Annotated in this window: 11 protein-coding genes; 3 read left to right on the top strand and 8 right to left on the bottom strand. The window is 72.2% G+C overall.

Annotated elements, in window-relative coordinates; genetic code table 11:
• The 8 genes from ACSNOG_RS29165 to ACSNOG_RS29200 all read right to left on the bottom strand — a co-directional run.
• On the bottom strand, positions 1 to 846 hold an 846-nt coding region (locus tag ACSNOG_RS29165), incomplete at its 3' end, for an ABC transporter substrate-binding protein (protein WP_436755704.1).
• A gap of 41 nt (positions 847 to 887) precedes the next feature.
• Entirely contained in the window at positions 888 to 1157 is a 270-nt protein-coding gene (locus ACSNOG_RS29170) for a phosphopantetheine-binding protein (protein ID WP_436755705.1), read from the bottom strand.
• 323 nt (positions 1158 to 1480) lie between these two features.
• Positions 1481 to 2917 (bottom strand): lysine N(6)-hydroxylase/L-ornithine N(5)-oxygenase family protein, encoded by a 1437-nt coding sequence (locus ACSNOG_RS29175; RefSeq protein WP_436755706.1) that lies wholly within the window; start codon positions 2915 to 2917, stop codon positions 1481 to 1483.
• Between the two features lie 138 nt (positions 2918 to 3055).
• Complete coding sequence (locus ACSNOG_RS29180; protein WP_436755707.1) at positions 3056 to 4276, bottom strand: acetylornithine transaminase; 1221 nt, start codon at positions 4274 to 4276, stop codon at positions 3056 to 3058.
• Entirely contained in the window at positions 4273 to 5238 is a 966-nt protein-coding gene (argB, locus tag ACSNOG_RS29185; protein WP_436755708.1) for an acetylglutamate kinase, read from the bottom strand. The genes ACSNOG_RS29180 and argB overlap by 4 nt, the downstream gene beginning before the upstream one ends.
• Positions 5235 to 6386, bottom strand: coding sequence for a bifunctional glutamate N-acetyltransferase/amino-acid acetyltransferase ArgJ (gene argJ / locus ACSNOG_RS29190; protein WP_436755709.1), 1152 nt, complete (start codon positions 6384 to 6386; stop codon positions 5235 to 5237). The genes argB and argJ overlap by 4 nt, the downstream gene beginning before the upstream one ends.
• 91 nt (positions 6387 to 6477) lie before the next feature.
• Entirely contained in the window at positions 6478 to 7503 is a 1026-nt protein-coding gene (gene argC / locus ACSNOG_RS29195; protein ID WP_436755710.1) for an N-acetyl-gamma-glutamyl-phosphate reductase, read from the bottom strand.
• 265 nt (positions 7504 to 7768) lie between these two features.
• Positions 7769 to 8605: a hypothetical protein gene (locus tag ACSNOG_RS29200; RefSeq protein ID WP_436755711.1), complete on the bottom strand. Its 837-nt coding sequence runs from the start codon at positions 8603 to 8605 to the stop codon at positions 7769 to 7771.
• 893 nt (positions 8606 to 9498) lie between these two features.
• On the opposite strand from ACSNOG_RS29200, the gene ACSNOG_RS29205 reads away from it, so the two are divergent.
• The 3 genes from ACSNOG_RS29205 (at position 9499) to ACSNOG_RS29215 (ending at position 11020) form a co-directional block, all read left to right on the top strand.
• Complete coding sequence (locus ACSNOG_RS29205) at positions 9499 to 9696, top strand: hypothetical protein (protein WP_179083825.1); 198 nt, start codon at positions 9499 to 9501, stop codon at positions 9694 to 9696.
• 168 nt (positions 9697 to 9864) lie between these two features.
• A complete protein-coding gene (locus ACSNOG_RS29210; protein WP_436755712.1) occupies positions 9865 to 10419 on the top strand; it encodes a MauE/DoxX family redox-associated membrane protein in 555 nt (184 codons plus the stop codon).
• 46 nt (positions 10420 to 10465) lie between these two features.
• Positions 10466 to 11020, top strand: a complete 555-nt coding sequence (locus ACSNOG_RS29215; protein WP_436755713.1) for a TlpA family protein disulfide reductase — start codon at positions 10466 to 10468, stop codon at positions 11018 to 11020.
• The last annotated feature ends 129 nt before the right edge of the window (positions 11021 to 11149 follow it).

Below are 11149 nucleotides of genomic sequence, written 5' to 3' on the forward strand. Positions count from 1 at the left end.
GAGCTCCTTGACCTCCTTGGACACCTCGCCGGTGGCGGCCGCGCGCGGTACGAGGATCACGTCGGCGTCCGACAGGACCTCGATCTTCTCCTGGGAGTAGGTGACCTCGTGCTCCTTGCCGTCGTCGGCCGCCTTGACGAACCCGGCGCCCACGTCGGCGAGGATGCGTCCCACCCACGACGTACGGGTGTCGACGATGAACTCACCGTTGCCGTAGGAGGAGGCCACGGCCCAGCGCACGGACTTGAGCTTGTCCCCGTACGTGTTCTTGATCTTGTCGGCCTTCTGCCGGTAGTCCGTCTTCAGCTTGGTGAACGCGTCCTCCTTGCCGACGGCCTGCGCGATCTTCTCCTGCGCGTTGAGCAGGTCGACGGGCGTCTTGATGCCGAAGTAGAGGGTGGGCGCGATGCCTTCGAGCTTCTTGACGTTCCAGTCGAAGGCGGTGGCGCCCTCGACGACGATCAGGTCGGGCTTGAGCGAGGCGACCTTCTCGATGTTGGTCTCGATGCCCGAGCCGATCGACGTGATCTTCTTGGCCCGCTCCACCTGCGAAGGCAGCAGCTCCACGGGGTTGTTCTCGTCGATGGCACTGGTGCCGACGGGCTCGACGCCGAGGTCCAGCAGGGCGCCGGTGGCGTAGGAGATGCTGACGACGCGCCGGGGCGCGGCGGGCACGGTGACCTTGCCGTTGCTCGCCTCGATCACCCGGCCCTTGCCGTCCTTGCCGGCGCCCCCGGCCTCGGAGGCGCTCGAACTGCTGCCGCCGCACGCGGTCAGGGTCAGCAGGGCGGCGACGCCTCCGGCGAGTGCGGCGACGGTACGGCCGCGGACGGCACGGGGGTTCATGGTTCTCCTTGGCGGTGCGTGGGCGAGGGGGCGGGCGAAGGTCAGGAGGCGGACGAGGCGGAGGAGGCGGAGTGGCCGGACAGGTGCTCGTACCAGCCGCGGACGGTGGGGGTGGCCTCGATGAGCTCGGCGAACTCGACGGCGTTGCCGCGGGCGCGCCACCGCTCGACGAGGGTCATGACGCGGATGGAGTCGAGGCCGAGGTCCTGCAGGTTCTCGTCCACGGGAACGTCGGCGGGCTCCTCGCCGAGCACGGCGGCGACGTCGAGACGGACGGAGTCGAGGGAGAGGGAGGACGACGGGGAGGGCATGGCGATCCCTTCGGGGGACGGGGATGAGAGGTGAGGAGAAGAGAGAGGGGAAGAGGGGGGAAGAGGGGGGAGAGAGCGGCAGAGCGAGCAGGAGTTCCCTCCGCCGCAACGGCGAGCGCCCACGACGGTGGACGGTGGATCCCGGCGGTGCCCACCGACGCCGGCCGGCTTGCACCACCGGTACGCGCCGTGCGGGCGCATCGCCGGGGCCGGATGGGGGACGGCCCCGACGCGCCGGTCCGCCGGCTCTCACCGAGCCGAACCGCCGCACGCCGTACGCCGTACGCCGCGCCGGTCCAGCCGGTGCCGGCCCGGCCGGCCGTTCAGCCGGCCCGGACCGCCACCGCGGTGCGCGCCCCCTCGCCGGCGACGGTCTCCGTACCGCCGTCCTCCAGGACGCTCGTACCGCCTCCCGCGAGGGCCCCCGCACCGCCGTCCGCCAGGACACCGCGCAGGAGCGAGTCGCAGATCTCCCCGGAGCGGACGGCGAGCGTGGACAGGAGGGTCGACGTGATGCCGTGGGTGTGCTCGGTGCTGCCGCCCTGGAGGTAGATGCCGGCGCGGATCCGGCCGGTGGTCACCACGCGGTGGTCGCGGTCGATGCGCAGCCGGCCCTGCTCGTCGGTGAGGCACTCGGCGGACAGTTCGCCGAGGAGTTCGCGCGGGTCGGCGGGCCGGTAGCCGGTGGCGAGGACGACGGCGTCGCAGTCGAGGGTGAAGTCCTCGCCGGAGCCGAGGGAGCGGATCACGGCGCGCGCTCCGCCGGGGAGCTCCTCGACGGCGGTGAGCCGGCTGGTGTTGAGGATGCGCAGCCGCTCGCGCCCCTGGACCTTCTCCTGGTACGCGGTGCGGTAGAGCTGTTCGATCAGCTCGCCGTCGACGACGGAGTAGTTGGTGTTGCCGTGGTAGTCCAGCAGCGCCTGCTTGACGTCCTGGGGGGCGTCGAAGAAGTGGTCGACGGCGGCGGGGTCGAAGATGCGGTTGGCGAAGGGGCTGTCGTCGGCAGGGCTGTAGCCGTAGCGGGAGAAGACGGCGCAGACCTCGGCGTCGGGGAAGGTGCGGTGGAGGTATTCGGCGCTCTCGGCGGCGGACTGGCCGGCGCCGACGACGACGAAGCGGCGGTGCGGCCGGCCGGTGAGCTCCGCGGCGCGGAAGAGCAGGTCGCGGTTGTGCCACACGTGCGGGCCGAGCGTGACGCCTTCGGGGAGGCGCGGGGTGAGGCCGGTGCCGAGGACGACGTTGCGGGTGCGGCGGACGCTCTCGTCGGCCGGGTCCTGCACGCTGCGGGAGACGACGTCCACGTACTCGGTGACGCCGTCGTCGTTCCGTACGGGCCGCAGGGCGACCGCGGCCCGGCCGTAGTCGACGGCGGAGGCGAACTCGCCCGCGCACCACTCGAAGTAGTCGTGGAACTCGACGCGGGTGGGGAAGAACGTCTTCTGGTTGATGAAGTCGGCGAGCCGGCCGCGCTCCTGCAGGTAGTGCAGGAAGGAGAAGCGGCTGCCGGGGTCCCGCATGGTGACGAGGTCCTTGAGGAAGGACACCTGCATGGTGGCGCCCTCGATGAGCATGCCCTGGTGCCAGCCGAAGCGCTGCTGGCGCTCGAGGAAGCCCGCGTGGATCGCGCTGCCGGGGTCACGGCGGTTGTGCGCGTCGATCGCGATGGCGAGGGCGAGGTTGGCGGGGCCGAAGCCTATGCCGACCAGGTCCTCGATGGGGCCGCACCCCGTGTGTGCGGTGTCCCCGCGCCGTACCGACATGCTCATCCTTTCGTTGTGTTGCTCGTTCCCGCCCACAAGGCCGTCGCCTGCCTGCTGCGCAGGTCAGGGGCAGTGGTGGGGGCAACCCAAGATCGATGCTTAGGATAGCCTAACCTAACTTTCCGGTCAGGTGGAGTGTCAAGCCGGGGCGTCGGAGGCCAGGATCCCCGGCAACGCCCGCACGAAGGCGTCGGCTTGCTCCTCGCTGAGGATCAGCGGAGGGGCGAGCCGCAGGATGTCCGGGAGCGGCGCGTTCACCAGGAACCCCGCTTCCTGGGCAGCTCGTTGGGCGCGGGCGGCCACCGGCTCGGTGAGGACCACGCCCAGCAGCAGCCCCGCTCCGCGCACCTCGCGCAGCAGCGGATGGCCCGTCGCCTCGATGCCGGCCCGCAGCCGCTCACCCACGCGCCGCACGTGCCCCAGCAGGCCGTCGGCCTCGATGGTGGCGAGGACGGCGAGCGCGGCCGCACACGTCACCGGGTTCCCGCCGAACGTGGAACCGTGCTGACCGGGCGTCAGCAGCTCGGCGGCGCGCCCGAAGGCGAGGGTGGCGCCGATCGGCAACCCGCCGCCCAGCCCCTTCGCGAGGGTCACGACGTCGGGTTCCACCTCCGCCCCCGCGGCCCGGTGGGCGAACCAGTGCCCGGTGCGCCCCATGCCCGTCTGGATCTCGTCCAGCACCAGCAGCGCCCCGGCGGCCTCGGTGATCTCCCGGGCGGCCCGCAGATAGCCGGGCGGCGCCGGCACGACGCCGTTCTCCCCTTGCACGGGCTCCAGGACCACCGCCGCCGTCCGCTCGCTCACCGCGGCCCGCAGCGCCGCCACGTCCCCGTACGGCACGTGGCTCACGTCGCCGGGCAGCGGCAGGAAGGGGTCCTGCTTGGCCGGTTGGCCCGTGAGCGCGAGGGCTCCCATCGTGCGGCCGTGGAAGCCGCCGACGGCGGTGACCATGTGGGTGCGCCCCGTCCGCCGTGCGATCTTGAACGCGGCCTCGACGGCCTCCGCGCCCGAGTTGGAGAAGAACACCCGCCCCTCGCGGCCCGCCAGGTCCAGCAGCCGCTCGGCGAGGCGCACGGGCGGCTCCGCCACGTACAGGTTGGACACGTGGCCCAGGAGGGCGATCTGCCGGCCGACCGCCTCCACCACCGCCGGATGCCCGTGGCCCAGCGCGTTGACGGCGATGCCGCCGATGAAGTCGAGGTACGAGCGGCCGTCCGCGTCCTCGACGGTCACGCCCCGGCCGCGCACCAGCGCCAGCGGAGGCGTGCCGTACGTGTCCATCAGCGCGCCCTTCCAGCGGTCCGCCAGAGCGGCGCCGGTGCCGAGCCTCTCGCTCGCGCGGGAAGCACCCCGGCTCATGCGGGAACCCTCTCCCGGGCGGCAGCGCCGGCGGACCCGGCAGCGGCAGCCGCGGTGACGGCGGACGCCGTGGGTGGTGGGTCGGGGACGACGGCCGTCCCGACGCCCTCCCCGGTGAAGACCTCCAGCAGCAGCGAGTGCGGAACCCTGCCGTCCAGGACGTGCGCCGTACGCACCCCGGCGCGCACCGCCCGCAGGCACCCCTCCATCTTCGGCACCATCCCGCTGGCCAGGCCGGGCAGCAGGGCCTCCAACTCACCGGCTGTCAGGCGGCGAATGACGTCCGTACTGCGGGGCCAGTCCGCATACAGCCCCTCGACGTCGGTGAGGACGATCAGCTTCTCGGCGCCCAGGGCCTCGGCGAGGGCGGCCGCGGCCAGATCGGCGTTGATGTTGTAGACCTCGCCGTCCACACCGCGGGCGACGGGCGAGACGACGGGGATCCGGCCGCAGGCGAGGAGCGCCTCCAGGGTGTCCGGCTCCACCGCCACGATGTCGCCGACGAGTCCGATGTCGACGCGCTCGCCGTCGACGTCGGCGTAGCGCTTGGTGGCGGTCATGGTGTGGGCGTCCTCGCCCGTCAGGCCCACGGCGAAGGGCCCGTGACGGTTGATCAGGCCGACGAGCTCGCGCTGCACCTGGCCCGCGAGCACCATGCGGACGACGTCCATGGCCTCCGGCGTGGTCACCCGCAGGCCGGCCTTGAACTCCGACTCCAGGCCCAGCCGGTCGAGCTGGGCGCTGATCTGCGGGCCGCCGCCGTGCACGACGACCGGGCACAGCCCCGCGTAGCGCAGTGAGACGACGTCCTGGGCGAAGGCTGCCTTCAGCTCCTCGTCGACCATGGCGTTGCCGCCGAACTTGATGACGACGGTCTTGCCGTGGAAGCGCCGGAGCCAGGGCAGGGCTTCGATGACGGTACGGGCTTTGCTGCTCATGGTGTTGCTCGTCTTGCTGCTCATGAGGAGTACGCGCTGTTCTCGTGGACGTAGTCGGCGGTGAGGTCGTTGGACCGGATGACGGCGGACTCGCCGCCCTCGGCCAGGTCGGCGGTGATGCGCACTTCGCGAGGGGTCATGTCGACGAGGCCGCGGTCGTCGCCGACGGAGCCGTTGCGGCAGACCCAGACGTCGTTGATGGCGACGTTGAGCCGGTCGGGGTCGAAGGCCGCGGAGGTGGTACCCATCGCGGAGAGCACCCGGCCCCAGTTGGGGTCCTCGCCGTGGAGCGCGCACTTGAGGAGGTTGTTCCGGGCGATGGACCGCCCGACCTCGACCGCGTCGTCCTCGGTGGCCGCGTTGATGACCTCGATACGGATGTCCTTGCTCGCACCCTCGGCGTCACCGATCAGCTGACCGGCCAGATCGTCACACACCGCACGGACCGCCGCGGCGAACTCGCCCTGGGTGGGAGTGACTCCGGCGGCACCCGAGGCGAGCAGCAGCACGGTGTCGTTGGTGGACATGCAGCCGTCGGAGTCCACCCGGTCGAAGGTCGTGCGGGTCGCGGCGCGCAGGGCGGCGTCGAGACCGGACGCGTCGACGTCGGCGTCGGTGGTCAGGACGACGAGCATGGTGGCCAGGCCCGGCGCGAGCATGCCCGCGCCCTTGGCCATGCCGCCCACCGTCCAGCCCTCCCCCTGCACCACGGCCGTCTTGTGCACGGTGTCCGTCGTCTTGATCGCGATGGCAGCCTTCTCACCACCATGGTCGGAGAGCCCCGCGGCGGCCTTCTCGATACCCGGCAGGAGCTTGTCCATCGGCAGCCGGACACCGATGAGACCGGTGGAAGCCACCGCGATCTCACCCGCACTGTGCCCCAGCACCTCTGCCGCCTTCTCGGCAGTGGCGTGCGTGTCCCGGAAACCGCCCGGCCCCGTGCAGGCATTGGCCCCGCCGGAGTTGAGAATCACGGCCGAGACGCGGCCGCCCTTGAGGACCTGCTGGGACCACACCACCGGCGCAGCCTTCACCCGGTTCGAGGTGAAGACGCCCGCGGCGGCCACACGGGGGCCTTGGTTGACTACGAGGGCCAGGTCAGGGCTGCCGCTCTCCTTGATCCCGGCCGCGATACCCGCCGCCGTGAATCCCTTCGCTGCCGTGACGCTCACTGCATCTCCTCGTTCTCGCCCATGGCCCGGACGTCGACGGGGTCGCACGGCACCAGCCGCGCCAGTACGGTCGCGATCAGCCGGCGGACGCTCACGGCGCCACCCCCGTGTCCGGCAGGCCCAGTTCCTCAGGGAGGCCGAGGGCGACGTTCATGCTCTGCACCGCGCCACCCGCAGTGCCCTTGGTCAGGTTGTCGATCGCGCTCACCACGACGATCCGCCCCGCCGCCTCGTCGAGCGCCACCTGCACCAGCGCGGTGTTGGAGCCGACAACGGCTCCGGTAGAAGGTTGCTGCCCTTCGGGCAGCAGGTGAACGAACGGCTCGTGCGCGTACGCCTGTGCATAGGCAGACCGGAGCGCGTCGGCGGTCACTCCGGGCCGTGCCGGGGCCGAGCAAGTGGCGAGGATGCCACGGGGCATCGGCACGAGGACGGGGGTGAACGAGACGCTGACGGGCCGTCCGGCGGCCGCGGAGAGGTTCTGCACGATCTCCGGGGTGTGCCGGTGTGAGCCGCCCACGCCGTAGGGGCTCATGGACCCCATGACCTCGGAGCCCAGCAGGTGCGGCTTGGCCGCCTTCCCCGCACCCGACGTCCCCGACGCGGCCACGACCACGGCCTCCGGACCCGCCAGCCCCGCCGCGTACGCCGGGAACAGCGCCAGCGACACCGCCGTCGGATAGCAGCCGGGAACGGCAATACGCCGCGCACCCTGCAGCGCCTCCCGCCCGCCCGGCAGCTCCGGCAACCCGTACGGCCACGTCCCCGCATGCGCGGAGCCGTAGAACCGCTCCCACTCCCCCGCGTCCTTCAACCGGAAGTCCGCACCGCAGTCGACGACGAGGACGTCCGGGTCCAACGCGCGGGCGATTTCGGCGGACTGGCCGTGCGGCAGGGCGAGGAAGACGACGTCGTGCCCGGCGAGAACCTGCGGGGAGGTTTCCTCGAGGACCCTTCCGGCCAGCGGGGTGAGGTGGGGCTGGACCTCTCCCAGGGGGCGGCCGGCGTTGGAGGCGGCCGTCACCGCGCCGATCTCGGCGTCGGGATGCCCCAGCAGCAGCCGCAGCAACTCACCGCCCGCGTAACCACTCGCGCCCGCCACAGCTGTGCGCACCATGTTCCGTCCTTGCGTCGTTCATTGCCAGGGCAGGACGGAGCCGCACGGATGCGCACACATCCGCCTACCGAAGAAAGGCCGAGCCGGCATCGGATTCCGTGCAGCACTGCGACCGCGCCGCAGGGCGAGGCGGTCGCGAGGAGTGCAGGGCGGCACCCGAAGCGGGACTTAGCTTAGGCTAACCTAACCCGCATCGGGCAAGTGATCGACTTCGTTCGCCGGAAAGCTCACACCGGGGAAGCCGCACGGTGACGGAACGGCATGTTCAGTCACACCGGGGCGTGGTGCACAGCTGCCACTGCGCGGGCCACCACCCACCGGGTATCCCGTTGTCCGGAGCCACCTCGGTGATCTGCCAGTAGCGGTCGCGGTTCCACTCACGGGCCGTCACCTTCAGCCGTCCGTCCGGCAGTTCGGTGACCGTTTCGGGTTGGCTCAGGCCGATGCCCGTCTCGGGCACCTTGCCCATGGCGTCCGCCGGGCGCCAGATGCCGTCGGAGCTCAGCTGGGTGCGCGACTCCATGGAGCGGTCCGGCTTGCCGGAGGACGCCATGGCTATGAGCGTGCCGTTCGACCGTTTGAAGAGCACGAGGAAGCCGTGGTACGGGTACGGCTGGAGGCCGAAGCCCTCCGGGGCGGACCACGCCCCGCCCGCCGGCCCCTGCACGGAGTGGCAGAAGCCCCCGTGGTCGAGCCAGAACGCCTCCAGCCCGCCCGCCGCGTTCTCGACGGCGGTCACGAAGCTCGCCTTGGGGCCGACCGTGCCGGCACTGACCCGCTCCCAGGGCCCGTAGGGGCCACCCGGCGCCGACTGCGCGCGGTGCCACACGAACGGCAGGCCTTGCGTGGCACTGGAGTCGTAGAACACCTGGAATTGATCGGTGCGGCCGTCCGCACGGGGAACGGAGAGCGGACCGGTGGCCGTACTGGTGGCGATGCCCTGCGCGCCGGGGTCCGTGCTGCAGCCGCCCGAGACCGCGGCGGCCTGCTGCCCGGGCGCGGCGGACGCCGCGGGAGCCGCGGGCGCGGCGACCAGAGCCCCGGCACAGGCGACGGCGAGCGCGACGGCAGCACGAGTGACACTCCGGAAGGCTCTCCCCATGGGCGAATTCCTACCCCACGTAGGCCACTTCACACACGCGTTCGCGTTCCACCCACCCGGCACGGGAGCACCACGCCCCTGACGTACCGCCGGCCCGGCCGGGGCGGCGGGCCGGACAGAACCGGCCTTGGCCGACCGGACGCCGGCATGCCCCCGCACGCGGGGCAGAACGCGATGTCAGCACCGCTACGGCCGCCTCGACCGGCGCCCTCCCGCGCGCCGCGCCCCTGACCGCACACCACCGGCGGAGACCCGATTCCCGGTACGAACACCGCCGCACCGGGACATGACAACGGCACGTGCGTCCGCACGGACTACGAGGAACAGGGGCCGGACGTCGACATGCCGTCCGCGGCTGCCGCCCCGTACGCGGCGCGGAGGCCACGACGAAGGCCTGAACACAGCCTGGGCGTCGGACCTACCACGCCCCGCAAGGAAACGGAACCACCTCCTCGGTCCCTTGTGCGCGGGCGTGCGACCGTCGGCCGGAATGCACCCCTCCTACTCCCCCGGCCGCCGCCCGCCCGTGGCGCAGAAGCACGGCGCGCACCGACACTGGCCAGTGCGCGCACTCCGCGCCCGTACGGAGGCACGGATTCAGCCCGGGCAGAGGAATGGGCCGGTCCGGGCAAGGGCGCAGCGGGCCGCGCACGCTCCTCCCCCTGCGGGCCCGCGCAGCCGGACCACAACTTCCGCGCCCCGCAAGGGCCGCTTCACGCCACCGGGAGCTCGGCCGCTTCGCCCCGTCACTCCCGCCCACTCGGCCGGAAACTGCACTATCGGGCCTGCCGCGGCCCGATGAGACTCGACCGGCGTAAGCACCGGGCCCAACCCCGGTTCACACCCGATCCGATCACATCCCATCGCATTCTGATCACGTGAGGAGTGTGTTGATGTACGCAAAACTCACCGAGCTGGGCAGTCGCCTGCTCGGGAAGTTCGTGCCCGAGATCGATGCCGCGGCGGCCGAGCTCCTGGCCTGCGGCAACTACCCCGCCTGCTGGCAGTGCAGCGGCAAGTGCGGCTACAACGCCCCCTGCTGGGCCTGCTGCAACTCCAACGGCTGCCCGACGATCGTCTGTCAGTGCTGACGATCGCGAGCACCGCACGGAGAACGGCACTGAGAACGATGCTGAGAACGGTGCTGAGTACGGCACCGAGAACGGCCCTTCCGCGCCGACCGGTTGAAGGACACGGCCGGCGATGACCGACCGCCCCGACCGGGAACGTCACGACGACAGCTGGAGGAGGAGAACCAGGTGGGCTATCTGGGCATCGCGATCCACTGTCTGATCGGCGTGGTCTTCCTCGTCTCGTCCCTCGGCAAGTCAGCGGGGCGAAGAGCGTTCGACCGGTTCGTGATCTCGGTGGAGGACATGCGGATCGTGCCCTCACGCCGGGCCCGGTCGGTGGCCCGTGCCGTGGTGGTCGCCGAGTGCGCGGTGTGCGTGTGCCTCGCCGTGCCGGTGGTGGCCGCCACGGTGGCGGGACTGGTCGTCGCAACAGGACTGCTGGCGGTCTTCACGACCGCCATCGCGGTCTCCGTGCGACGGGGCGTGCGCACGCCGTGCCGGTGTTTCGGCGCCTCGGCCGGCCCGCTGGGGCCGAGGCACATCGTGCGCAACGTCGCCCTCGCGGCCGCCGCGGTCACCGGCGCGGCGGCCGTCGCCGCGCCCGGGGCCACCACCCCCGGCGGCGCCGCGGTGGCCGTGCTCGGCGGCCTGCTCGTGGGCGGGCTGGTCGCCGCGCTCGACGACATCCTCGATCTGTTCCGGCCGGTCGACGCGGCCCCGGGCCTCGCCCGCGGCCGGTGAACCGGCTCCACCGACTCCGATTCCGATTCCGAGGGAGAAGACTTCCATGCCCGTCCTGATCGCGGCAGTGGTCCTGGTGGGACTGCTCTGTACGCTCGACCTGATCCTCACCCTGGGGGTGATCAAGCGGCTGCGGGAGCACACCGCGATGATGACCAAGATGGCCGACGGCAACGCGCCCGGCAGACCGCCCGTCATCAAGGTCGGCGAAGAGGTGGGCGAGTTCCGGGCCGTCGCCGTCGACGGCGAGGTGCTGACCCGCGAGTCGCTCACGGGCGACACCCTGGTGGCGTTCTTCTCCCCCAGCTGTGGCCCGTGCCACGAGATGCTGCCGAAGTTCGCGGCGTACGCGCGGACGGTGCCCGGCGGCCGCAAGCAGGTGCTGGCGGTGGTGGTCGGCACGCCCGAGCGGGCCAAGGGGCAGGTCGCCGAGCTGAGCCCGGTCGCCCGCGTCGTGGTGCAGGGCAGCGAGCCGGTCCTGACCGACGCCTTCCAGATCATGGGGTTCCCGACGCTGCTCGAGGTCGCCTCGGACGGCGCCGGCAGGCCCGTGATCGCGCGCAACAACGTGAACCTGGATTCCCCCGTCGTAGCGGCATGAACGGGCAGGACCACGGCCGGCGGCAGGCGGCACCCGGTCCGGCGCCGGGGCCGGTCCCGGGCCCCGCACCCTCCCCCGGGGCGCCGGCCGGTCCCGGACCCGCCCCCGGGCCGGGCTCCGGCCCGGGGG

Origin of the sequence: Streptomyces sp. URMC 124 (assembly GCF_051386455.1) — a bacterium.
Lineage (GTDB): Bacteria > Actinomycetota > Actinomycetes > Streptomycetales > Streptomycetaceae > Streptomyces.

Coding starts and splice junctions, on each gene's coding strand:
- ACSNOG_RS29170 (WP_436755705.1), bottom strand. CDS start 1,157: ATGCCCTCCCCGTCGTCCTCCCTCTCCCTCGACTCCGTCCGTCTCGAC.
- ACSNOG_RS29175 (WP_436755706.1), bottom strand. CDS start 2,917: ATGTCGGTACGGCGCGGGGACACCGCACACACGGGGTGCGGCCCCATC.
- ACSNOG_RS29180 (WP_436755707.1), bottom strand. CDS start 4,276: ATGAGCCGGGGTGCTTCCCGCGCGAGCGAGAGGCTCGGCACCGGCGCC.
- argB (WP_436755708.1), bottom strand. CDS start 5,238: ATGAGCAGCAAGACGAGCAACACCATGAGCAGCAAAGCCCGTACCGTC.
- argC (WP_436755710.1), bottom strand. CDS start 7,503: ATGGTGCGCACAGCTGTGGCGGGCGCGAGTGGTTACGCGGGCGGTGAG.
- ACSNOG_RS29200 (WP_436755711.1), bottom strand. CDS start 8,605: ATGGGGAGAGCCTTCCGGAGTGTCACTCGTGCTGCCGTCGCGCTCGCC.
- ACSNOG_RS29205 (WP_179083825.1), top strand. CDS start 9,499: ATGTACGCAAAACTCACCGAGCTGGGCAGTCGCCTGCTCGGGAAGTTC.
- ACSNOG_RS29215 (WP_436755713.1), top strand. CDS start 10,466: ATGCCCGTCCTGATCGCGGCAGTGGTCCTGGTGGGACTGCTCTGTACG.